This is a genomic window from Actinomadura fibrosa (genome assembly GCF_900659615.1).
Lineage (GTDB): Bacteria > Actinomycetota > Actinomycetes > Streptosporangiales > Streptosporangiaceae > Spirillospora > Spirillospora fibrosa.
This window is the reverse complement of sequence record NZ_CAACUY010000002.1, coordinates 135,580-159,096: the sequence shown is the minus strand read 5'-3', so window position 1 is coordinate 159,096 and position 23,517 is coordinate 135,580. Positions and strand designations below refer to the sequence as shown.

The following is a 23,517-nucleotide window of genomic DNA, read 5'->3' as shown; positions in this document are numbered from 1 at the left end:
CAGATGATCGCGACGGCGGCGGGCACGGAACCCTTGGGGGCGGCCCCGCCCGCGGAGCGGACCGCTCGCGAGGGCGACGACAGTGCGGAGGAGCGGTGCTTCAGCGTGCGCGGGAGGCGTACGCCCAGATGAAGGGGCAGGCGGCGCCGTTCTACGGGCTGGCGGCCGCGGTCGCCATCGCGGTGCCGCTGCTCGCCGGCGCGCTGACCGGGCACGCCGCGCAGGGCTCGATGATCGCGCTCGGCGCGTACCTGGTCGCGCTCCGCGCCCCCGAGGGCCCCTACGGCGCGCGCGCCCGCGACCTGGCGGGCGGCGTCCTGATGGTCGCCGTCGGCTCGGCGGTCGGCGGGCTGCTCAGCGGGCACACCTGGATCGCCGTCATCGTCGTCCCGCCGCTGATCGCGCTCGGCGTCGCCGTCCCGCGGATCGGCTCGACCGCGGGCCTCGCCGTCCTGCTCAGCGCGATCCGGCCGCCGACCGCGGACGTCCTGAACGTCGGGCTGCTGGAGCTCATCGGCGGGGTGCTCGTCACCGCGCTGCTGCTCGCGCCGTGGCCCGCCCTGCGGCTGCGGCCGCTGCGGGAGTCGCTGGACGAGGCCGCCGAGGCCGTCGCCGAGGCGCTCGACGCCGTCGCGCAGGACATCTCCGCGACCGAGGGCGACCCGCTGGAGGACGTCGAGCTCACCGACCCCGACCTGCGCGCGGTCGCCCGCCGGCCCGACTGGGAGGAGCGCCGCCGCGCCGCCTTCGAGGCGATCGCCGCGGCCCGCACCACCTACGGGCTCTACCGGACGGGACGCGGCCGGCGCGACGCGACCCGGCCGGAACGGCTCATCGACGCGCTCTCCCGCATCCTGCACGAGACGGTGACGCTGGAGGCCGTCCTCCAGGCCGCCCGCAACTACCCGCCCGACCGCGACTGGCGGCTGGAGACGCAGACCGCCGTCTCCGCCCTCGCCGCCCGGCTGCGGCTGCTCGCGGGCGCGATCGCGACGTCGGGCGAGGCCCCGCTCGGCGAGGAGGAGTCCGCCGCCGTCCGCCGGATGGACCGCGCCGCCGACCAGATCCGGCGCGCCGGGCTCGCCGGCGACGAGGACCTCGTGGCGGTCGCGCTGATCGCCCAGGTCCGACGCTCGATCGACCGCATCGCGGGCGAGGTCGCCTCCGCGCGCCGCATCGTCGAGGGCGGCCTGCACGTCGCGTTCGGGCCGCCGCAGCTGCCCGGCGCGCCGCATCCCGTCCCGGAGTGGGAGCGGCTGAAGCACGCCGTGCGCACCCGGTCGCCGCTGTTCCGGCAGGTGACGCGCGTGTTCGTCACGGCCGTCGTGTCGATGGCGCTGGCCGCGGCGCTGCGCCTGCCGCACGGCCACTGGGCGACGATCACCGCGATGCTCAGCCTGCGCGCCACCTACGGCGAGACCGTCGAGCGGCTCCTCCAGCGCATCGGCGGCACCGCCGTCGGCTCCGTCCTCGCCGCGCTGCTGCTCACCCTCGCGCCCGACCAGCCCACCGTCGCGGCCATCGTGTTCGTCCTCGCGCTCTTCGCGTTCGCGACGCGCTCGGTGAGCTTCTCCTACTGGGTCCTCTTCGTGACGCCGCTCGCGATGATGCTGCTCGACTTCTCCGCCCCCGCCGGCTGGCGCACCGCCGCGGACCGCATCGCCCTCACCTTCGGCGGGACGCTCCTCGCCTACCTCGCCATCCGGCTGCTGTGGCCGACCGGGCACCGGGAGCGGCTCCCCAGCCAGCTCGCGCGGCTCCTGTCGGTCCACGCCGAGCTCGTCCGCGCGGCCGCGGACGTCCTGGGCGGCGAGCGCACCCGGCTGCCCCACGAGAAGGTCGTCGCGGCGGAGGAGGCGGCCGCGTCCGTCTCGCAGGCGCTGGAGCGGCTGGGTCACGAGCGGGTGCCCGACAGCGAGCTGAGGAAGCGCCTGGAGAGGACCGTCCGCGCCGCGCACCGCATCCGCGACCACCTCATCGCGGTCGCCCGCATGTCCCGCGAGAAGGCCGTCGACACCGGGCCGGTCCCCGAGATCCTGGACCGCCTCGCCGACCAGATGGAGGAGGCCGCCGCCAACCTGGACGAACCGCCCGCCGACCAGGAAATGGGAGCGCCGTCGTGGGTCAGGGAGCTCGACGAGGAGCTCGCCGACCTCGACTCCCACCTGTCCACCCTCACGCGCCGCCGCCGCGCCGAGCTGAAGGAGGGCGTGGACCGGGACGAGTTCACCCCGCTCCGCCAGGCGCTCCTTCAGGTCTCCGCCACCCGCCACACGCTCAGGGCGCTGCGCCGCGACGTCGGCCGGATCATCGACGACTCGCTGGCCGCCTCCCGCCGCACGCGGTCCTGACCTCGGACGCGACGGCCGCCTCTGAGCGCCGACCGCCTTCGAGCGCCGCGGCCGCTGCCCGCGGGCGCCGGTCAGTCCTTGGGAGTGCGGGTCATGACGAGCGTGCCGAGGCCCGGCCGGACGTCCGCCCACCCGCCCGGCAGCTCGATCACGGCCAGCGCGCACGTCGGGAACGCACTCGGCGCCTGCCCGGTCAGATCGTGGACGAGCTGGTGCACCGACGGGTTGTGCCCGACGAGCAGCGCGCGTCCGGCACCGTCCGGCACCTCGTTGAGGAGCGCGACCAGCTCGTCGGGATCGTTGTCGTAGATCCGGGGCTCGAAGCTCACCTGGACGTCGAGATCCAGCCGATCGAGGGTCTCCCGCGTCCGGGCGGCGGTGGAGCACAGCACATAGCTGGGGACGAGTCCCTCCGCGCGCAGCCACTCCCCGGCCGCCGCGGCGTCGCGCCGTCCCCGGTCGGTCAGCGTGCGGTCGATGTCGGGTATCCCCAGGCCCGCGGCGGCCTTGGCGTGGCGCAGCACGATAAGCGTCGGCATGCCGCTCACCTTAGGACCTGCGCATCCTCCCCCGCCGTAGGCCAAAGGGTCAGTGGAACCGCTCCAACAACGGCGCATCCAGGTACCCGGGCGGCTCGGGGGTGTTCAGCTGCGTGGTCCGGCCCGTGGCGAGGATGGTCCGGGTACCCGGCACGCGAGCCATATCGATGACCTCGATCTGGTCGGCCGTTCTCGCCGGCCCTTGGACGGTCGTCCAGGCACCGCCTTCGAAGTGCAGATATTGCGTGGACCCGTACGTGCTCCCGCCGATCCACACGCCGCTCCGGCCGTCATCGGCCAGCGGACCGCTCGGCGTGTTGAACTCCTGGGGCAGGCGGAACTCCTCCCAGGCGGCGCCGCCCGTCCAGCGGAGCAGCGTCTGGTCCTGCCCGGTCGAGTCGTTGCTGCGGAACGCCCAGGCCAGGCGCGCGGACACCGGCCGGATCCGCCTGATCAGCTGAGACTTGCTGGAGCCTGGCACCGGGAGGACCGTGACGTCCGTCCAGGCGCGCCCATTCCAGTGGACGGTGAACGGGGCTTTGCGTAGCGCGGCGTCCAGTGCCCCCCCGGCGACCCACACATCGCGGTGGGAGCGGACGGACACCAGCTCCACCATCGCCCCTTGAGGGACGGGCACGTCCGCCAGGACCCACGCGCCCTTCTCCCAACGCATCACGACGTACTTGCTGTTAAGGACGTCGGCTATGACGGACCAGGCCGTCCCGTCCCGACCCGCCGACAAGGACTGAGGGGAGAGCTGGACGGGGAAGCTACTGAGCTGCGTAGAGGCGCTGGGGAGCTCCCGGCGGACGTCGGCATGCCGCCAGGCGGATCCGTCCCAGAACACGCTCGCGTTCAGCGCGTTCGTCATCGCCCACACCTTGCGTCGGGACGATGCCGCGACGAGGAGCCGACCCCCTGCGAAGTCGTCCGGGAAGGGGAAGCGGCTCCAGTTCCGTCCGTCCCAGTGGAGAAGGCCGAGTGGACCCCAGGTGCGCTTGCCGCCTCCCACCCAACCCTCATGCGGCCCCAGGAGAGCCAGAGTGCCGAGTGTGGTCACGCCGTCGCCGGGCGAGACGGGGACGTCCCGCCATACCGGGGCGGCCGCCGCGGCGGGCGCCGGGCGCACGACGGACGGCAGCGAGGCCGCGGCACCCGCGAGGGCACCGGCGGACAGGACGGTACGGCGGCTGAGGGGCGAACTCGTCATCCGGACTCCTGGGATCGGACGGGCGGTCGCCGCCAAAATCGCCGCCGGATCGGCACGGCCTCAAGGGCCCGCTCCCGGACGGCCGGAACCGGAATCCGGGTAAACCACCTTCAACCTGCGGGAAAGCCTCAGCGCACTACATCCACGCAGGTAACGGACGCGCCGATTCGAGCGGGACTCAGGGCGCGAGGAGCGCCGCCAGCGCCCACAGGACGAGCATGATGCCGAGCATCCCGCCGAGCACGATCGCGAAGCCCTTGGGCCCGGACATCGTCGTCCTTCCGTCGCCCGCCATCGCGCGCCTCCCGCTTCTCGCTCCGCCTGCCGTGTACAGCGTACGACCGGTTCCCCGAGCTCCGTACACCACCCGGGCCCCACCTTCATGACATGCGAAGGGGCCAGCGGCGCGCACGCCACCGGCCCCCGCGTCCGGCAGGTCAGGCCTTGTTCGCCGGGCGCTCGCTCTCGGTCTCGGCCGGAGCCTCGGCCGCGGTCCCGGTCCCGCCGTTGGACTCGGCGGAGACCGCCGGCCCGGGCACCCCGCCCTCGACGGCTCCGGGCTTGGCGCCCGCCTCCGCCGGGGCCTCGCCGATCGGGTCGGCGCGGCGCTTGGAGACCACGATGGCCGCCACGATGATCGCCACGGAGACGACCGTCGCGCCGACGCGCAGGGCGACGTTGCCCGCGTACGTGACGACCGCGTCCGCGATCAGCAGCGCGACCAGGTTCATCACCTTGATCAGCGGGTTGATCGCCGGGCCCGCGGTGTCCTTGAACGGGTCGCCGACCGTGTCGCCGATCACCGTCGCCTCGTGCGCCGGGCTGCCCTTGCCGCCGAGGAAGCCCTCCTCGACGAGCTTCTTGGCGTTGTCCCAGGCACCGCCGGAATTCGACAGGAACACCGCCATCAGCACGCCCGCCGCGATGGCGCCGCCCAGGAAGGCGCCGAGCGGCGCGTACCCGAGGGCGAAGCCGACCGCGATCGGCGTCATGATCGCCAGCAGGCCCGGCGTCGCGAGCTCGCGCTGCGCGTCCCGGGTGCAGATGTCCACGACCCGGTCGTAGTCGGGCTTCTCGGTGTAGTCCATGATCCCGGGCTTGGTGCGGAACTGCTCGCGCACCTCCACCACGACCCGTCCCGCCGCCCGGCCGACCGCCATGATGGCCAGCCCGGAGAACAGGAACACCACGGCCGCGCCGATGATCAGGCCGATCAGCACGTTCGGGTTGTCGATCGACAGGCTGAACACCTCGAAGTCGCCGAGCGCGTCCTTGGCGTCCGCGGACGCGTCGCCGAGCGCGGAGACGACCGTCGTCCGGAACGACCCGAACAGCGCCGTCGCCGCCAGCACCGCCGTCGCGATCGCGATGCCCTTGGTGATCGCCTTGGTGGTGTTGCCCACCGCGTCCAGCCGCTCCAGCACGGCCGCGGCCTCGCCCTGCACGTCCCCGGACATCTCCGCGATGCCCTGGGCGTTGTCGGAGACGGGACCGAACGTGTCCATGGACACGATCACGCCGACGGTCGTGAGCAGCCCGGTGCCGGCCATCGCCACCGCGAACAGCGCGACGGTCGTGTTGCCGAACCCGAGCAGGAACGCCCCGTACACCGCCGCGCCGATCACCAGCGCGGTGTAGACGGCCGACTCCAGCCCCAGCGAGATGCCGGACAGGATCACGGTCGCCGGCCCGGTGCGGGCGCTGCCCGTGACCTCCTTGACCGGCTTGCGGTTGGTCTCGGTGAAGTAGCCGGTGAGCAGCTGGATGGCGCTCGCCAGCACGATCCCGATGATCACCGCGCCGAGGGCGACCCAGCGCGGGTCCGCGTCCAGGTTCCGGATGTCGGCGTCGGTGACGCCGCTCAGGTCCGCGAACGACGACGGCAGGTAGGCGAACGCGGCGATCGCCACCAGCACCGCCGAGATGATCGCCGAGATGAAGAAGCCCCGGTTGATCGCGGACATGCCGGAACGGTCGCGGTCGCGGGGCGCCACCGCGAAGATCCCGATCACCGCGGTGATCACGCCGATCATCGGCACGATCAGCGGGAACACGAGGCCCTCGGTGCCGAACGCCGCGGTGCCCAGGATGAGCGCCGCGACCAGCATCACCGCGTAGGACTCGAACAGGTCCGCGGCCATCCCGGCGCAGTCGCCGACGTTGTCGCCGACGTTGTCGGCGATCGTCGCCGCGTTGCGCGGGTCGTCCTCGGGAATCCCCTGCTCGACCTTGCCGACCAGGTCCGCGCCCACGTCCGCGGCCTTGGTGAAGATGCCGCCGCCGACACGCATGAACATGGCGAGCAGCGCGGCGCCGAACCCGAAGCCCTCCAGCACCTTCGGCGCGTCGCCCTTGTAGGCGAGCACCACGACCGCCGCGCCGAACAGCCCGAGGCCGACGGTGAACATCCCGGCGACGCCGCCGGTGCGGAAGGCGATCCGCATCGCCTTCTTCTCGCCGCCCGCGTCCCGGGCCGCGGCGGCGACCCGGACGTTGCCCCGGACCGCCAGCCACATGCCGGTGAAACCGGTGACGGCCGAGAAGATCGCGCCGATGACGAAGAACACCGACCGCCCGATCCGTTCGGACGTCGAGTCGGCGGGTAGAAGCAGCAGAACGAGCGGGATCAGCACCACGAAGATGCCGACCGTGCGGAACTGGCGTTTCAGGTAGGCGCTCGCCCCCACCTGGACCGCCCGCGCGATCTCCTGCATCTTCTCGGTGCCCTGGCCCGCGGCCAGCACCTCGCGTACCAGACCTGCGGCGACGGCCAGTGCCAGCAGTGCGACCACGGCGACGACGACGACCAAGGTGAGGTCGCCGCCGCCGAGATCCACGTCTGCGCTGGCCGGGCTTGACAGGGAAAGCCCAGACATCCGTCCTCCTCGACAGGGGCGTTGCGCGACCGTCAAAAGACGATCTTTACCGCGTACCCCGCGAGTCAGGATTTGGAACGCCTCGCACGGCAACGCGGGTTCCGGGAGTCTACGCAGGCCGCACCCGAATGAGAAGGCCGCGACCCCCTTCATGGAGATGTCACAGAAAAGCAATACGCGTTACGCCGGAAATTGACCTTTTAGCCTCTTCCGCGGCCATCGGCGCAGGTCAGAGCGGGTCACCACTTCCTTACCCGGCGGTTACCTTGACATCTCGCGATCCATCGGCAACGGCCCGCCGCAGCCATCGCCCATCCCCAATCAAGCTAGGCAATAACACGGAATATGTCCAGGCCGCAAACGACCCAATATGTCGGCGCCCAGAAGAAGATCCCATACCGCCGCCCACCCCACACCCAAAAGATCATTCATAGGGCTCGCCCCCACCACACGACCCCGACACCACCCACGACCGAACGAAGCCCCCACCGGACGGCCCCGGCACCGCTCACGGGCCGGACAGGTACGAACACAACGAGACCCCGCCGCACGGGGCTCGCCCCAGCCGCACGCCCCAGACCCCGCCGGACGGCCCTCGACCCGGCCGGACGGCACCAGCGCCGCCTTCTGCCGAACGGGCACGATCACGGCGAGGGTCACATCAGAACGGGGTGCGGATATGGCGCGGGGGCGCTGGAACGAGGGCGGATACGGCGAAGGCCCCGCCGGGGCGGGGCCTTCGTCTGCGTCTGGTGGACGGTGCGCTCAGATCGTCGCCTCGTCTTCGGCCGGCCAGCTCATCCGTATCTGGACCCCCTTGGGCGTGGCGGCGATGTCCACGTCGTCGGCGAGCCCGGCGATGACGGCCAGTCCCAACTCCGCGGTGCCCTCGCCCATGCCGAACTCGAACTCCTCCGGGTCCTCGAACGAGGGGAGGCCGCCCGCCGCGTCGTCACCGGGAACGGTGTCGCTCACGATGACCTCGAAACGCCGGTCGGCCCCGGTCAGCTCCAGCCGCACGGGCTCGTCCGGGCAGTGCCGGCGGTGCGCCTCGACGGCACGCGAGCACGCCTCGCCGACGGCGAGCCGGACCTCGTCCAGCAGCGTCTCGGCGACGCCGCTGCGGCGGGCCACGGCGGTCACGATCAGCCGGGCGGTCCGGACATGGACGGGCAGCGCACTGAAGGACAGTTCAACGGTCGCCATCTCAGCTACAGGCCGCCTACTTGGCGCCCTTGCGCTTCTCCTCGGCCTCGGCGATCGAGTCGTGGATGCCGAAGACCTTGGTCAGCCCCGTGATCCGGAAGATCTTGAGGATGCGCTCCTGCGTGCACACCAGCTCCAGCGAGCCGTCATGCGCGCGGACCCGCTTCAGCCCGCCGACCAGCACGCCCAACCCGGTCGAGTCCAGGAACTCCACCTTCTCCATGTCCACGAGAAGGTGGAACTTGCCCTTGTTGACCAGGTCGATGAGCTTCTCGCGAAGCTTCGGCGCCGTGTAGACGTCGATCTCGCCCTCCACGTTGATGACGGTCAGGCCATCGTCAGTGGTGTAGTCGTTCACCTTCAGGTCCACAGATCCTCCAGCGCCGTGCAGCACAATCTGATCTCGCTTTGCCGAACCTCCAGGGCGGCGATCCGTCAGCGAGAGTTCGCCGTGATTCAACCACGCTCCGGCGTCGTGCACGCACGTTATCGCCCACTCGGGCGAAAGTTCGCGTCATCCCATCTGACCTGCTGATCTACCGGTCAGGGCAGGGGGAACGGGCCCACTGGCGCCGGGGCGTTCCCGTTGTTTTGCCCAGGCTGGCAGACTGAAAACCTGATGGGCGCTCAAAGATCTCGTACCCCCCTGGACCGGCTGCTCGCCGACCCGACGCGCCGCGACCGCATCACCCATGTGGAAAGCGTTCCGGCACGTCAGGGCCGCCGCGCCGACTGGCCCGCGTGGTCGACGCCACTCCTGCTGGACCGGCTCGCCGCCGCCGGCATCGAGGCCCCCTGGGAGCACCAGGCGCGCGCCGCCGAACACGCGCACGCGGGCCGCTCTGTGATCATCGCCACAGGCACCGCGTCCGGCAAATCGCTCGCCTACCTGCTGCCCTCCGTCGCCGCGATCTACGACGCGGAAGAGAACGGCCACCGCGAGGGGACGATCCTCTACCTCTCGCCGACCAAGGCCCTCGCCGCCGACCAGCTCCGCGCGATCCGCGGCCTCCACCTCACCCGCGTCCGCGCGGCGACCTATGACGGCGACACCCCGCAGGACGAGCGGACCTGGGTCCGGCAGCACGCCAACTACGTGCTCACCAACCCGGACATGCTGCACCGCTCGATCCTGCCCGGCCACGCCCGCTGGTCCTCCTTCCTCCGCCGCCTCCGCTACGTGGTCATCGACGAGGCGCACGGCTACCGCGGCGTCTTCGGCTCGCACGTCGCGCACGTCCTGCGCCGCCTGCGCCGCCTCTGCGCCCGCTACCACGCCGACCCGGTCTTCATCCTCGCGTCCGCCACGACGTCCGAGCCCGCCGCGACCGCGTCCCGCCTCACGGGCCTCGACGTCGTCGCCGTCGACGACGACGCCTCCCCCCGCGGCCCCGCCACGTTCGCCCTCTGGGAACCGCCCCTCACCGAGCTCCGCGGCGAGCGCGGCGCGCCCGTCCGCCGCACCGCCACCGCCGAGACCGGCGACCTCCTCGCCGACCTCGTCGTCGAGGGCGTCCAGACCCTCGCGTTCGTCCGCTCCCGGCGCGGCGCCGAATCCGTCGCCCTCGGCGCCAAGCGCGCGCTGGAGGAGACCGCGCCCGGCCTCGCCGACCAGGTCGCCGCCTACCGCGCCGGCTACCTCCCCGAGGAGCGGCGCGCCCTCGAAGCCGCCCTCCGCTCCCGCTCCCTCGTCGGCCTCGCCAGCACCAACGCCCTCGAACTGGGCGTGGACGTCTCCGGCCTCGACGCCGTCCTCGTTTGCGGCTGGCCCGGCACCCGCGCGTCCCTCTGGCAGCAGGCCGGCCGCGCGGGACGCTCCGGGCAGGCCGCCCTGTCCGTCCTCATCGCCCGGGACGACCCCCTCGACACCTTCCTCGTCCACCACCCCGAGGCGATCTTCGGGACGCCCGTCGAGGCGACCGTCCTCGACCCCGACAACCCGTACGTCCTCGAACCGCACCTCTGCGCCGCCGCCTCCGAGCTGCCCCTCACCGAGGCCGACGCCGCCCTCTTCGGCCCGTCCACGGCCGACCTGCTCCCCGACCTGGTCCGCCGCGGCTTCCTCCGGCGCCGTCCCGCCGGCTGGTACTGGACGCGCCGCGACAAGGCATGCGACCTGGCGGACATCCGCGGCGCGGGCGGCGCCCCCATCCAGGTGGTCGAGATGGCCACAGGCCGACTCCTCGGCACCGTGGACGAGGCGTCAGCCCACACGACCGTCCACGAAGGCGCCGTCTACATCCACCAGGGCGACTCCTACGTCGTGCAGACCCTCGACCTGGACGACTCCGTGGCCCTCGTGGAAGCCGCCGACCCCGACTACTCCACCACCGCCCGCGACGTCACCGACATCTCCATCGTCGAACGGCTGCGCTCCACCTCATGGGGCGAAGCGACACTCTGCTTCGGCACCGTCGAAGTGACCCGCCAGGTCGTCGCCTACCAGATGCGCCGCCTCCAGACCGGCGAGATGCTCGGCGAGAAACCCCTGGACCTCCCCCCGCGCACCCTCCGCACCCGCGCCGTCTGGTGGACGCTCTCGGAATCCCAGATCGACACCCTCGGCGACCTCGACCTCGCAGGCGCCGCCCACGCCGCCGAGCACGCCTCGATCGGCCTGCTCCCCCTCTTCGCCACCTGCGACCGCTGGGACATCGGCGGAGTCTCCACCGCCGTCCACCCCGACACCGGCCTCCTCACGGTCTTCGTCTACGACGGCCACGAAGGCGGCGCGGGCTTCGCCGAACGCGGGTACGGCGACGCCTCCGAATGGCTCCGCGCGACCCAGAACGCGATCGCCTCCTGCGAGTGCGACTCCGGTTGCCCGTCCTGCATCCAGTCACCGAAGTGCGGCAATGGGAACGACCCCCTCGACAAGGAAGGCGCCCTGACCCTCCTCGCGGAACTCCTGAAGCACGCCCCCTAGTTCGGAGCCACCCGCTGCGCGGGCACCGGCGGCTCGTCCACCCCACGCCGCGCCTGCGCCAACGCCTGCTGCAACTTCCGCCGCTCCAGCTCCAGCGTCTGCAGCGACTCCTCATGCTCGTCCCGCAGCTCCCGAAGCTCCCGCCGCATGTTGACCGCCCGCCGGAACCCCAGGGCCGCCACTCCGGCCCCCGCCATGAAAACAACGGCCACCACGGCACCGGCCATGAACACGTGCCACTCCGCCGTGATCCCCGGAACGCTGTCACCGAACAGGACCAGCTCGGCGTCCCCGGTGTTGTCCAGCACGACCGCCGTCCCGGCCACCACGGCCGCGAGCACGAGCACCAGCCCCAGAAAAATCATGCGGCGGGTCTCCTCTCCACCAAACAAGCCAGGAGAAATCCGCAAGGCAGCCTAGACCCCCCAAACCCCCCTCGCCAGCCCTCCCACACCAGAACCCAAACGCCCTACAACCCCCCACACGCCTAAAGAACACGAACCCGCAGCCCCGTCCAACCAAGCGACCAACGCAAACCAAGCCACCCAAGCAAACCAACCGAGACTGAACCGGTAAGCCCGGACGAGCCAACCAGGCGAGCCATGCGGGGCAGACCCACCATGCAGGCCACGTTGATGATGCGAACCGAACCGGCGGAGCCACGCGAACCAAGCAGGCAGCTAACGCAGAGCAGACCGACCTGGGCATGCGGACCGATGCGGGCCGAGCCGGCAGACCCCCACGGGGCCAACCAAGCGAGGCATGCGGAGCGGGCCAATCAAGCAGACCACACCGATGATGCAGACCGAACCGGCAGAGCCACGCGAACCGAGCAGGCGGCTAACGCGGAGCACGCCAGATAGCCGGACGACCAGCAGCCCGATGTCGCCGAAGGTGACACCAGGGCGCAACGAACCGGCCCGATGGGCACACACCAGGCGGACCGACCAGGTGGGCGGCCAGGGCGGGCCGACCATGTCGGCGACGCGGGGAGGCCGACTAGGGCTCGACTAGGGCCTGTTTCCTGGATCTTGGGAGTGCTGGACTGACGAGTTGTTCTGCTCGGATCGTTCGGCGCGGCGGGCGATGGCGCGGAGCATCTCGAAGCGGATGAAGCCTGCGCCCCCGGCGCGTATGAGCAGCCAGTAGGGGGCGAAGGCACGGCGGGCGGCGGCGTCGGTGGCGTGGACGCGGGTCTCGGCGGCCAGCAGGGTGCCTCCATCGGCCAGTGGGGAGAGCTGGAAGCTCATCGCCGCCTTGGCCCATCCTGGCTCGGCGAAGGCAGCGAAGCCTTCTGGCGTGGTGGTCGAGTCCGGGCCGGGCGTGGGACGCAGGTGCCAGAACTTGGCCACCTTCCCGGCGGTGGCCTCGCGGGCTTCTCGGCGGCCCAGCAGGGGCATCGGGCTGGCCTGCAGGATCGGGCCACTGAGATGGGTCCGGTCGACGCTGCGGCCGACGTGGCGGGCGGCCATGAGCAGCCGGGTGACCGGGAGCTCGTCGTGGGTGACCGCGTGCAGGGCCGCCCAGACTTGTGCGGGTTCGGCGGCGATCCGCCGGGTGTAGCGGGTGCGGAAATCATAGGCGGGCAGCAGCTGGTCGATGAGTCGCTCCATGGCGATGACCCTTCTAGACGGTGCCGTACAGAATGGTACTGTACGGAACCGTTCAGAACGCTGTCCATGGAAGGTGATCAATGCCACGGACCGCCCGTCTCACCCGTGAGGATTGGGCTGAGGCCGCCTTGGCGGTACTCGCTGAAAGTGGCCCGGCGGCGGTAGCGGTCGAGCCGGTCGCAGCCCGGCTGGGTGCCTCCAAGTCCAGCTTCTACTGGCTGTTCGCCAGTAGGCAGGCTTTGCTGGAGGCGGCGTTGCAGCGGTGGGAGCAGCGTCAGACCGACGCGATACTTCCAGCGTTGGCGGCGATCGCCGACCCGGCCGAACGGCTGCGGGTGCTGGTTCGGCATGCGCACGCGGCAACCGAGGGCGCGGACCTGGCGCTGCGGCTGCTGACCGAGTCGGGCGACCCGATCATCCGGCCGGTGGTGGAGCGAGTCACCCGGCGGCGGCTGGCGATCATCGAGGCGGCCTTCGTCGAACTGGGCCGCTCCGCCGACCGGGCCCGGCACGACGCGAGCGTGACATATGCGGCCTACCTGGGCACGGCAGCGCTGCGCCGGGTCGATGCCGTCCCCGGCGATAGTGAGGATTTCATCGCCGCTTTGCTGTCCACCTTCGGAGTAGAACCTTAGGCACGGCCGCAGGGATCACACCGGGTCGTCGAGCAATATCTTGATGAACGCAACGCCGATGGTGCCCTGGTAGATGACCTCGCGCCTGTCCAAGCGCGTGGCCACGCCGCGGAACTGCCGCAGCTCGTTGATGCAGCGCTCGACGGTGTTGCGTTCTGTGTAGCGTTCGGCGTCGACGTTGGGTGGACGGCCGCCAGACGAGCCGCGCTTGAACCGGTTGGCCTTCCGGCCCTCCGCCGCTCAAGATCCAGAAAACACGCCCTAGGCGGATAGCGCTGGCAGGGCGGCGCGGGCAGGGCGGCCGGCCGGGCAGAGCAGCCGGGCCGGGCAGGGCGGCCGGGCAGAGCAGCCGGGCCAGGCGGAGCGGCTGAGCAGGGCGGCCGGGCAGAGCGGCCGGGCTGGGCGGGGCGGCTGGGCTGGGCGGGGCGGCTGGGCTGGGCGGCCGGGTTGGGCGGAGCGGCCGGGCGGAGCGTGCGGAAGTGGCTGGCCCAGCCCGGCGGGGCGCGTGGGGCGGGTGGGTGAGTGACCGCGCCGGGGCTACTTGCGGCGGCGGTTGCGGGAGGAGCGGGTGGGCTTGCTGCCCTGCTTCTTAGCGGACGGCTCGGCGATCCGCACGTTGACGCCCTCGGGACGCTTGCCGAGTGTCGCGGGGCGGCGTCCCGCCTTCGGGTTGCTGGGCTTGGAGCGGGCGGTGGTGGGCTTACCGCCGACGGGCTTGACCGGAGCGGTCTTGGCGATGGCCTCGGCTCGGGCGATCTGCTCGCGGGTCTTGTTGACCCGCTTGCGGCCGGTCCCACTACGCGCGATGCGCGCAGCCATGCCCAGGCTGTTGGTGCCCTGGGCGACCCTGAGCTTGCGCGTCCACGTTCCGAGGTGCGCAGCGACGATCAGCAGGATGAGTGCGATACCGACACTCTTCCCCCACTGCAATTGGTCGGTGGCCGCGACGTTTTGAGCCTTCGGCGCATCGGCGATCTGCGGGGTGGGGTAGGTGAAGCCGGGCGTCGCCCCGTTCGGCTGCACGGACGGCAGCGTCACCGGCGACTCGTTGTTGAACGGCGTCAGCGGCGTGGACGCGGACGGCGTCGTGGTCCCGGAGGGCAGCGAGGGAGCCGAGCCGGACGGCAGATTCGTCGAGCCGCTGCCGAGGGTGGCGGTCGCGGACACGGTGCTCGAGGACAACGAGCCCCCCGTGCCGGTGGGGCGCTGCGCCTTGACGCCCACCGAGACGGACCCGCTCGTTCGGGTCAGCGGCAGGCTGGCGGAGCAGCTCGTCCCGGAGCAGAGTGAACCGACGGATCCGGACTTCGAGCCGACACCGGAGCCCGACAGGACGTAGCCGCTCAGGTCGTCCTCAAGGCCGAGGTTCCACTTCACGACGAGCTTCTTGCCCGACACCCGTGCGGACAGGCCGGTGGGCGCGGCGGGGGCGATGCGGACGGTGAAGGTGTTGGAGTCGTAGATGTGCCCGGTCGGGACGCCCTTGAGGTAGACCTTGTAGCGACCGTTCCGGCGCAGCGAGATGGGCGCGGACATGTCACCGGCCCAGCTGCTCTCGGTGAGGAACGAGTCGCCGGCACCGGGGGCGTTGACCCGCAGCTGCATCTTGACCGCGAAGTCGAAGTGGGCCTTGGCCGTCACCTGCGAGCCGCTGGTGATGACCGCGCCGTTCGCGGGCGCCAGCACGCTCGTCGTGGCGGCCTGCGCGGGGAGCGCGCCGAGAACCGGGAAGCTCATCGCAAGGGGAGCCGCGAGCGCGACTGCACCGATCCTGCGAATGATGGTCACGGCCTCAATCCCTTCATCGAACGCTCTGCCGACAGTGTTCTGCTCGCTTCGTCCCGCCCGTCCCGGCGAGGTCGGCCCGCGGCTCGGAGGCGAGGGGCCGTAGCGGCCATCGTGTCGAGTGATAACTGTGGGCTTAGGGCAGCGTAACGTACTACCCGGTAGCAAAAGTCACAGGTCGGTGACAAAGAGGTGGCAGACCGCATCCGGCAGCCACCCTCAACTCCGGCGCCTCCTTCCGCGATCTATTGACACATAGTGCAACGAATCGCGTTCGGTTAGGGTACGCCGTCCTGCCCGGCAGGGCCAGCCCTGGCACGAGAGACGACTCGGACAGCACCGACGCCGAGCGGAACCCTGAACGCCACCGTCACGGCGACATCGACGACGTTTCCGCTGACCGCGCACCTCGCCAGCCGCGCACCGGACTCGTCCGCGATGTGCCGTGCCCGCCCACACGCCGACTGCGCACCTTCCGGCACACGTGCCGCACCTGCCAAGGCCGCCAGATCCGCCGCCGCATCCGCCCGATGGCGTGCCGCCCGGACGCCGCCCACCGTCATGGCGGCGACTCCGCTCATCCAGATGAGCGCCATGAAGGCCAGCACCCAGATCGTCCCCGCTCCCCGATCCCGCCCACATCCGCCGCCTCCGTCCCCGCGTACTCGCCCCACGGCCTCTACCTCCTCCCCAACGCCGCCATCACCAACGAGAGCCCCGACTCCACCCCACCTCCAGCGGGGCCGCCCGAGCCAGAGCCCCGGCTTCAACTCACCTCCAGCGGGGCCGCCCGGGTAAGAGTCCCGGTCCCAACCCACCTCCAGCGAGGACCACCCCCAGCGAGAGCCCCGGCCCCAACCCACCCCCAGCGGGGCCGCCCTAGCGAGAGCCCCGGCCCAACCCACCCCCAGCGAGGGCTACCCCCAGCGAGAGCCCCAGCCCCAACCCACTCCCAGCGGGGTCACCCAAGCCAGCGTCCCGGCTTCAACCCGCCTCCAGCGAGGGCCACCCCGAGCGAGAGCCCTGGCTTCATCTCGCCTTCAGCAGTGGCCGCCCAGGCGCCTCCGCCTACCGGCTCACGGCCTCGCGGACGAGCTCGCCCGCGGAGTCTGGTTCAGGCGATCTCGCTCGTGGAGGGTGGTTTTCGTATGAGCATCGAGCGTGGCTTTCGAGGCGTGATCCGTTGCGGGGTCCGCTACGGACCGGCGCGCGGTTCGAGGCTCGGGCACCTGGTTGGGTTGGGTGCGGGTGTGAGGGAAGCGGGGGTGGGCCGCGTCTTCGGCGGTGGGGCGCCGAAGACGCGGGTCACCCTGCGCCTGGTTCCGTGGCTGCGGCTACGTGGGTGTGGACGGTCAGGGGTGGCAGCCGAGCTGCGGCGGGGGCCTGCACTGGAGCCGTGACATCGACCTCGACCGTCGCGGCGTCCCGGCGGATCTTGACCGTGGCATCGGCGGGGACGGCTCGGACGACCAGGTCACGTACAGCGGCGAGGGATTCTCCTCGTGCGGCTGCACGGGCGCCGGTACGGGCTGCGTCCGTGCAGGTGAGCTGCACTGAAGCGGCCATCACGCCCCATAGTGCGATCGCCGTGATCAGGACCAGGCTCGGCAGTGCGACGGCGATCTCCGCCGTGGCCATTCCGCGCTCGCGCCGAACTCGGGCGCTTAGCCGGCCAGTTGGAGCGCCTTTTTGATAACCCCGCTCAGCAGTGTCCTCACCTCCGGACTCTGGACGATCTTGAAGAGCAGGCCCGCGAAGGCCGCGGCGGCGATGGTGCCGACCGCGTACTCCGCGGTCGACATGCCCTGGTCCCTGGTCGCTGTGCGCCATCGCCGCACCGCCGTCTGTATCGCCCGCATTCGGGTCTCCTTCACTCGTGGACGCCTCTGTGCGCCGGTTCCAGGCTGGGCCGGCGGGACGCCGGCCACCGGGCGAACGACGTTCTGTGGATAACGTTCAACGCGCCGGGACATGGTCGTGACTTGTGCGAAGACGGCCACCGTCCGGTCTCGGTGCCGACTTGGCCCGCAGATGGCCCACCGTCGGAGCTTCCGCGGGTCATGGGGTCATCGCGTTCACCGACCCGTGCCCCGCCCACGCCTTGCCCGCCGGTGCGGACGTTGTCGGCCGGGATCGTCATGACCACCTGAACACCGCGCTTCGGAATCGGCTGACCGGCCACAGCGCGGGAGCTAGCGTGGAAATGACCCTTCCCGACGCGCGAACGGGGTCGATCATGCTGAGTCCAGACGAAACGCGCGCGGTCGCCGCGTTGCTGGAGAAGCTGGCGGAGCGACATCCCGATGAGGTGTTGTGCGCCTCGGCGGTGGATCTCGCGGAGGTACTGCGGGAACTGGCGGCTATCGCCGACGCGCGAGGGGCCGCTGGAGGAGGGACCATACATCGGTGACGAGTGGGTGAGAGATGTCCGTCACGAGGCGTCCAGGGGCCGCGATGATGCCGCACTGGCCCGCGAGCATGCCGCATTGGCCCGCGATGATGCCGCCCTTGAGCGAGACGCGGACGCGAAGGTACGAGTCGCGCGGGCAGTCGAGTCCGCCCGCGCCGTCGAGGCCGCTGCCCAGCGGATCTTCGAGCTGCTACGCCTGGCCGCCCAACGCGATGACGCCGCAGCCGAGGTGGCCAGGCGATCTGCCCAACCCCCCCCCGGGCAGGCACGACAAGGACCACGCGGCCAACCGCGCAGATCGCATAGCGGTGCGCAGCCTTCTGGCGGCGGCACAGCAGGACCGCGCCGTCGCCCGTACCGACCGCCAGGCCGACGCCCGTGACCGCGAGCTCGCGGGCACCGACCGGGACGCGGCGGCAAGCGACCGGCGAATGGCCGAGGCCGACAGAGAGCAGGACCTCATCGACACCGAAGAGCTGATAACGCGGCTGCGGCAAGCGAGGGAGCGCACGATGCAGGCCATCGAGAAGAGCGAACGCACAGTCTCCAGCACGCAGGACACCATCGACCGCTCCCAGCCTCTCATCCGGCGATTCGGCGACATCCAGGATGAGTGACCGGTCCTACTGCCCCCGACCACTCCGCAAGCCTTGACCGGCGGCAACCCCGCCGGGCCGTGGCCCGCAGGTGGCCCGCGAACAGCGAGCACCACCGATCGACGATGCGCACCAGTGAGACGGGATCAACGGCCGCGTCCGCCGCTGCACGGCCGGACCCGCACCTCAGCCGCTTTCCCCGCACGCACGTGAATGGGGCGGCACCCGATCTTCTGGTAACGGCCCGCCCAGGTGCCGGCCCCCTCTGTACATGACCCTCAGGGCAGGATGATCGTCGAGGCGATCCCGGCGATGGCCGGCACGACTCCGAGCAGGACGAAGGCGGGTAGGAAGCACAGGCCGAGCGGGGCAAGGGCGCGGATGCCCGCAGAACGGGCCCGCGCCGCCGCCGCGGTGCGGGCCGCGCGGCGCTGGTCGCGGGCAAGGCGGCTGAGGGACGGGGCGAGCGCCGCGCCGCTGGAGACCGCGCGGACGGCTGTCCGGGCCAGCGGCGCCAGCAGTGGTTCCTTCGCGAGGACGAGCCAGGCCGTGGTCGGGTCGGCGCCGAGACGGATCTGGATCGCGACACCGCGCAGATCGTCCCCCAGCGGGCCGCCGACCGCGTCCGCCACCGCCTCGACGGCCCGGTCCCAGGACGATCCGCCGCGTAGGCAGGCCGCGAGGAGGTCGATCGCGACGGGGAGGTCCGCGACCAGGCATGCCTGTTTTCGTTTTCGCTCGGCGTTGCCCAGGCGGCTGAACGAGCCCCTGACCGCTATCCCGGCCACGATGCCGATCAGCGCACCGGTGATGCCGCCTAGAACCACGAAGCACAGCAGAGCCGCTGCCAACGATGCGGCCTGTTTCAGTAGTGCGTCCCGTTGCGCCGCCGACGCGTCGGTTGTCGGCTCTCTTGTTTTACCTCGGCGACCTTTCGGGGCGGCGTGCCGCGGGGAAGGTCTGGAGCTCTTCTGTGAGGACGAGGATGGCGGTGTCGCGTCTGTCGTCCTGCTCGGCGGGCGTGGAGAGCCGTCCTTGTGACTTGGGGACACTGTCGGGAGTTGACCGGCGAGTCTTCGAGTCGCCGGGTTGGCGCCTCGAGGGATGAGAAAAGCAGCCGCTGCCGCGCAGAAAACGGTCATCAGTACGGCCATCATGGGCTTAGCACCTCGGTGAGTTCCTGGTGTGGGGTGATTCGGCGGATATGGCGAGCCGTCGGGTCCACCAGAGGCCCGTTGCGTTGAGGCCGATGCCGGCTGCCAGGCACGCCAGTCCCGGAACGGATCCGCACAGGAAGCTCAGCGGATGCGCGCCCAAGGCGGCGGCCATGCCGACTCCGAGGAGGGGAAGCGCCGCCAAAAGTCGGGCCGTCGCGCGGGGACCGGCAAGTTGGACGGTCACGTCCTGGCGTTGCGCTTCCTCGTCTCGGAGCGCGGCGGCCAGGCCGTCCAGGACGGTGGCGAGGGTTCCACCGCGTTCAGAGCCGATGCGCCAGCAGGCCGCCAGGAGGCGGAGGCCCTCGGCACCCGGACGTTCCGCGAGAGAAGCCAGGTGGTCGGGGATCTCGGGTGGACGACCTGACGGCAGTGGCCGGGAAGTCAGGAGCTGAAGGGAAACATGCTGATCGAGGACCGTGGCGGCCGCTGTGAACGCCTCTTCCGGTGTGCGGCCAGCGGCGAGTTCGGCGGCCATCCCGTCACACAGTTCGATGACCGATGTGCGCCATCGCTGCGGTCGGCTCCTGCGCTCCCTGTACTCGTCGAAGCGGGTTCGGAGCGCATGGTCGGGTCTCGGTGGCGGCTCGGCTTGGGTCGGAAGCAGTCGGTCCAGGCGTTGGGCAGTAGTGGCCGGGGCCAGCAGCAGCCATACGGAGGTTGATGTGCAGAGGGCGGCCAGACCCGTCGCGCTGATCATCCTGGCTCCCAGCGGTGCCGGAGCCGCGCCGCCAGTGCCTCCGCGCCCGGGAAGGTCAGAACCTCCCCGGGCGCGGTGAACGAAACGGCGGGTACCACGCCGACCAGGCCGTCGGATGCCCGGCGCAGCAGGGACACCTCGGCCACGCGACGCCGTCCTCCGCCTGGGTCGCGGACGAGGTGAACGACGATGTCCAGGGCAGCGGAGAGCTGGCTGTGCACGGCCTCGCGGCTCAAGCCCGCCGCGCAGGCCAGGGCTTCGAGCCGAGCCGGAACGTCCGCTGCCGTGTTCGCGTGCAGCGTGCCGCAACCACCTTCGTGTCCGGTGTTGAGCGCTTGTAGGAGAACGACGACCTCGTGGCTGCGCACCTCGCCTACGACAAGACGGTCGGGACGCATGCGCAGGGCTTGGCGGACCAGGTCGTTCAGCGTCACGCCTCCGGCGCCCTCCATGTTGGGCGGGCGCGCTTCCAGGCGGACCACGTGCGGATGGTCCGGCCTCAGCTCGGTGGAGTCTTCCACGAGCAGCAGCCGTTCACCCGGATCGGCGAGGCTGAGCAGGGAACTCAGCAGCGTGGTCTTGCCCGAGCCCGTTCCGCCGGAGACCAGGAAGGCGGCGCGGGCGTCGATCAGGGCGGCGAGCAGTGCGGCACCCGCGGGTGGGATGGTGCCGGCCGCGATGAGCTCGTCCAGGGTGAAGGCTCGTCGGCGAGGCAGGCGTAAGGACAGGCAGGTGCCGTTCGCGGCGACCGGCGGAAGTATCGCGTGCAGTCGCACGCCGCCGGGCAGCCGCGCGTCGGCGTACGGGGAGGCATCGTCGAGTCGGCGTCCCGCGGCGGCCGTGAGCCGTTGGGCCAGGCGCCGCAGGGCCGCCTCGTCCTGGAAGCGCATGGGTGTGCGGACCAGGCCGGAGCCCGCGTCCACCCATACTTCACCCGGCCCGTTGACGAGGACGTCGGTGACATCAGGCGAGCGTAGGAGCGGCTCAAGCGGCCCCGCTCCGATGAGCTCGGCACGTAGTTCGTCGGCGAGCGTCAGTACCTCGTGATCGCCAAGCAGCTTCTCTTCCGCGCGGAGTGCGGCGGCGACGCGCCCAACGGTCGGCTCGCCGCCCGCGTCGGCCAGCCGGTCGCGCACGGCATCGGTGAACCTCGTCATGCGGCCTGCTCCCTGTAGGCGTACGGCTGGAGGGCCAGGTCAGCGAGGACGCCGTCACAGAAGTCGGTGAGTGGACCCCGGCGGCACAGCCGCGCGAGATCGCCCTCCTCGACGGCGGCCGGAAGCCGCCGATCTCGCTCGTATGCGCCGGCGTGTGGGAGTTCGAGCGCCTTGGCCACGATCTCGGGCGTCAGCCCTCCCGGCGCAGGACCCTGGACGATCAGGCGCAGATCGGCGGTGTCGCGGCGCAGCGCCCTTGAGAGCCCATCGGCGGCGACGGTGGCCCGCACCTCGGCCGGAACGAGAAGGAAGGTCACGTCCGCTGCGCGCAGAGCCGCCCGGCCGATCTCGCCTGGATAGCGCGGAACGTCCACGATGACCAGGTCGAATCCGCGCACGGCGGCGTCGAACAAGGACAGGACGGCCTCGTCGGCGACGGTGACCGGTTCGCCGCGCCGCCACGACAGCACGGAGAGGTCGCCGCAGCGGGGCAACGCCTCGCGCAACGTGGCGGTGCTCAGCCGACCTCGGCGTTCGGCGAGGTCGTGCCACCGGACGCCCTCGTGCCCTTCTAGGCCGAGCATGAGGTCGACGCCTCCGCCGAAGGGATCGGCGTCCACGAGCAGTGTCCGAAGGCCTGTGCCCGCCGCACTCAACCCGAGGGCCGCCGCGAGCACGCTCGCTCCCGCGCCTCCGCGGGCGCCCACCACGCAGACCGTCGCGCCCCAGGTGCCCTCCGGTTCCCCGGCCGTCGCGAACGCGTCGACCAGCCATGCCTCGTGGTCGGGCAGCACGGCGACGTCCTGCGCGCTGATGGCCACCGCCATGCGGTACGTCTCGGCCGTCGCCTCCTCGGCCGCCACGAGCACGACGCCGGGACGGCGCGGCAGCGCGGCCGCGGCGACCTCCTGCGCCAGGTCGGCTCCGACCAGGATGAGCGCCGGCCACGTCCAGGCGGCCCTGGCCTCGTCGGCACCGTACGCGACCTCGGCATGGGCGTCGGCCGCGGCCGCCAGCCGGAGCAATCCGTCGGCGAGGGCAGGATCGGCCGTGACGATCAGCGCCGCGATGTTCATCGGACTTACCTCCTCATCGTTGCGAGGTCTCCACCTTGCGGCGCTGGTGAGGGGCAGGGCAGGTGAACCGCCAACTGTGGATAACTTCGCCGCCCGCCCCCAGCCCTCGTCCCGAATCAGCGGAAATGGGCAGGTAGGGCGGACGCGCGGCATCTGGCGAACGCGGCAGCGCAGGCGGAGCGCGATGACGGACAAACGAACGTGGTCACGCGGTCACGCGGTCACGCGGCAGGGGACGCGACAGCGAACCCGCGCTCCGCGAAGGCGAAGCCCGACGAGCGCGACACGAGGATGGAGTTGGAGGGCGGGCAGGCGCGAGCGTGCAGGTGTGCGGTGGGCTTGGCACGGGCTCAAGGCCGCAGGGTGGCGCGACCAGGGTCGGAGGCCACGCCGGGTGTGGACGCGAGGACGTAGGGCCGCGACGGAGCTTCGGACAGGCGGAAAGCCGCACGGCGGGCACCGCACGTAAAGCTGCGGGCGAGTGCGAGAGCGCCGGGGCGTGGCGGGTGTGGGCACGGGGTGAGGTCGCACAGCGGCGCAAATAGGGCCGAAAGTGTGAACGGGGTGGACGCGAGGGTGTAGCTGCACGGCGGAGCGGGGCATAAGCGGCGTCGCGCAGAGGGCGTGCCGTAGGTGGAGTTGCAGGCAGGTTCAAGAGCGCAGGGGCGCGGCGAGTGGGGCGCGAGGTGAGCCGCACGGCGCGCGACAAAGGTCGAGGGCACAGGGCGGGCGCGCGGGTGTGGGGGGCGCGAGGGTGGCACGGGCGGCTTCGCACAGCGGACGCACCGCAGCTGAAACCGCGGGCGGGTGGGCGCCAGAGCGCAGAGGCACGGCCGGTGCGGCACGGGTGAAGCCGCACGGCGGCGTGACCGGGGTCGAGGGGCACACGGCGGGCGCGCGGGTGTGGGGGCGCGAGGGTGGCACGGGCGGCTTCGCACAGCGGACGCACCGCAGCTGAAGCTGCGGACGGGTGGGCGCCAGAGCGCAGGGGCGCGGCGGGCGCAGCGCGGGGTGGAGTCACACGGCGGTGCGACTGGGGGCGGGTGGCTCACGGGTTGGCGTGCGTGTTTGGTTGCGTGGCGGCGCGTTCGGGGTCGGGTGGGAGCGTGGCACCTTGAGTTGCGTGGTGCGCGGTGGTGGTTGTGGGGGGGGGGGTGGGGGTGCGTGGTGCGACGTGTTGGTGCGCGTGGGTGGAAACGGCGGCGGGCGGTGGCTGGGGGGCC

The 23,517-nt window shown here is 71.6% G+C and carries 20 protein-coding genes; 5 read left to right on the top strand and 15 right to left on the bottom strand.

Features of this window, described 5'->3' with window-relative positions; translation table 11 throughout:
- Positions 1-95 precede the first annotated feature (95 nt).
- Positions 96-2,351 (top strand): FUSC family protein, encoded by a 2,256-nt coding sequence (locus tag E1300_RS01725; protein ID WP_131755051.1) that lies wholly within the window; start codon positions 96-98, stop codon positions 2,349-2,351.
- 71 nt (positions 2,352-2,422) lie between these two features.
- Here the strand turns inward: E1300_RS01725 and E1300_RS01720 are convergent, their stop codons facing one another.
- The 5 genes from E1300_RS01720 to E1300_RS01700 form a co-directional block, all read right to left on the bottom strand.
- The gene (locus E1300_RS01720) at positions 2,423-2,890 is read right to left on the bottom strand and encodes a SixA phosphatase family protein (RefSeq protein WP_131755050.1); all 468 of its coding nucleotides are present in this window, start codon (positions 2,888-2,890) and stop codon (positions 2,423-2,425) included.
- 49 nt (positions 2,891-2,939) lie between these two features.
- Positions 2,940-4,100 carry a hypothetical protein gene (locus E1300_RS01715; protein ID WP_131755049.1) on the bottom strand — a complete coding sequence of 387 codons (1,161 nt, stop codon included), beginning with the start codon at positions 4,098-4,100 and terminating at the stop codon, positions 2,940-2,942.
- Between the two features lie 437 nt (positions 4,101-4,537).
- Complete coding sequence (locus E1300_RS01710; protein WP_131755048.1) at positions 4,538-6,976, bottom strand: sodium-translocating pyrophosphatase; 2,439 nt, start codon at positions 6,974-6,976, stop codon at positions 4,538-4,540.
- A gap of 765 nt (positions 6,977-7,741) precedes the next feature.
- Positions 7,742-8,182, bottom strand: coding sequence for an ATP-binding protein (locus tag E1300_RS01705; protein ID WP_131755047.1), 441 nt, complete (start codon positions 8,180-8,182; stop codon positions 7,742-7,744).
- Between the two features lie 16 nt (positions 8,183-8,198).
- Positions 8,199-8,552, bottom strand: a complete 354-nt coding sequence (locus tag E1300_RS01700; RefSeq protein ID WP_021597910.1) for an STAS domain-containing protein — start codon at positions 8,550-8,552, stop codon at positions 8,199-8,201.
- Positions 8,553-8,801: 249 nt separating this feature from the next.
- Between E1300_RS01700 and E1300_RS01695 the strand changes: the two genes are divergently transcribed.
- Positions 8,802-11,108 (top strand): DEAD/DEAH box helicase, encoded by a 2,307-nt coding sequence (locus E1300_RS01695; protein WP_131755046.1) that lies wholly within the window; start codon positions 8,802-8,804, stop codon positions 11,106-11,108.
- Here the strand turns inward: E1300_RS01695 and E1300_RS49765 are convergent.
- Together E1300_RS49765 and E1300_RS01685 are read right to left on the bottom strand one after the other, a co-directional pair.
- Entirely contained in the window at positions 11,105-11,473 is a 369-nt protein-coding gene (locus E1300_RS49765) for a hypothetical protein (protein ID WP_165502627.1), read from the bottom strand. The genes E1300_RS01695 and E1300_RS49765 overlap by 4 nt on opposite strands.
- Before the next feature lie 645 nt (positions 11,474-12,118).
- Positions 12,119-12,721 (bottom strand): hypothetical protein, encoded by a 603-nt coding sequence (locus E1300_RS01685; protein WP_131755045.1) that lies wholly within the window; start codon positions 12,719-12,721, stop codon positions 12,119-12,121.
- Positions 12,722-12,849: 128 nt separating this feature from the next.
- On the opposite strand from E1300_RS01685, the gene E1300_RS01680 reads away from it, so the two are divergent.
- Positions 12,850-13,356, top strand: a complete 507-nt coding sequence (locus E1300_RS01680) for a TetR/AcrR family transcriptional regulator (protein ID WP_207399419.1) — start codon at positions 12,850-12,852, stop codon at positions 13,354-13,356.
- Between the two features lie 537 nt (positions 13,357-13,893).
- Here E1300_RS01680 and E1300_RS01670 read toward each other — a convergent pair.
- The 4 genes from E1300_RS01670 to E1300_RS01655 all read right to left on the bottom strand — a co-directional run bounded on the left by E1300_RS01670 (position 13,894) and on the right by E1300_RS01655 (position 17,000).
- A complete protein-coding gene (locus E1300_RS01670) occupies positions 13,894-15,093 on the bottom strand; it encodes a hypothetical protein (RefSeq protein ID WP_131755043.1) in 1,200 nt (399 codons plus the stop codon).
- Positions 15,094-15,419: 326 nt separating this feature from the next.
- A complete protein-coding gene (locus E1300_RS53795; RefSeq protein ID WP_370784307.1) occupies positions 15,420-15,815 on the bottom strand; it encodes an Rv3654c family TadE-like protein in 396 nt (131 codons plus the stop codon).
- A 631-nt stretch (positions 15,816-16,446) separates the two neighbouring features.
- Positions 16,447-16,779, bottom strand: a complete 333-nt coding sequence (locus E1300_RS52100) for a TadE family type IV pilus minor pilin (protein WP_131755042.1) — start codon at positions 16,777-16,779, stop codon at positions 16,447-16,449.
- Positions 16,780-16,805: 26 nt separating this feature from the next.
- Positions 16,806-17,000 (bottom strand): DUF4244 domain-containing protein, encoded by a 195-nt coding sequence (locus E1300_RS01655; protein ID WP_131755041.1) that lies wholly within the window; start codon positions 16,998-17,000, stop codon positions 16,806-16,808.
- Positions 17,001-17,344: 344 nt separating this feature from the next.
- Here E1300_RS01655 and E1300_RS01650 point away from each other — a divergent pair, with 344 nt between their 5' ends.
- Positions 17,345-17,551: a hypothetical protein gene (locus E1300_RS01650; RefSeq protein ID WP_131755040.1), complete on the top strand. Its 207-nt coding sequence runs from the start codon at positions 17,345-17,347 to the stop codon at positions 17,549-17,551.
- A gap of 308 nt (positions 17,552-17,859) precedes the next feature.
- The gene (locus tag E1300_RS01645; RefSeq protein WP_131755039.1) at positions 17,860-18,168 is read left to right on the top strand and encodes a hypothetical protein; all 309 of its coding nucleotides are present in this window, start codon (positions 17,860-17,862) and stop codon (positions 18,166-18,168) included.
- Between the two features lie 257 nt (positions 18,169-18,425).
- Here E1300_RS01645 and E1300_RS01640 read toward each other — a convergent pair whose 3' ends face one another.
- The 4 genes from E1300_RS01640 to ssd all read right to left on the bottom strand — a co-directional run bounded on the left by E1300_RS01640 (position 18,426) and on the right by ssd (position 22,294).
- Positions 18,426-18,998: a type II secretion system F family protein gene (locus tag E1300_RS01640; RefSeq protein WP_242618880.1), complete on the bottom strand. Its 573-nt coding sequence runs from the start codon at positions 18,996-18,998 to the stop codon at positions 18,426-18,428.
- A gap of 310 nt (positions 18,999-19,308) precedes the next feature.
- A complete protein-coding gene (locus E1300_RS01635; protein WP_242618885.1) occupies positions 19,309-19,839 on the bottom strand; it encodes a type II secretion system F family protein in 531 nt (176 codons plus the stop codon).
- A 218-nt stretch (positions 19,840-20,057) separates the two neighbouring features.
- The gene (locus tag E1300_RS01630; RefSeq protein WP_131755037.1) at positions 20,058-21,218 is read right to left on the bottom strand and encodes a TadA family conjugal transfer-associated ATPase; all 1,161 of its coding nucleotides are present in this window, start codon (positions 21,216-21,218) and stop codon (positions 20,058-20,060) included.
- The gene (ssd, locus tag E1300_RS01625) at positions 21,215-22,294 is read right to left on the bottom strand and encodes a septum site-determining protein Ssd (protein ID WP_131755036.1); all 1,080 of its coding nucleotides are present in this window, start codon (positions 22,292-22,294) and stop codon (positions 21,215-21,217) included. The genes E1300_RS01630 and ssd overlap by 4 nt, the downstream gene beginning before the upstream one ends.
- Positions 22,295-23,517 lie beyond the last annotated feature (1,223 nt).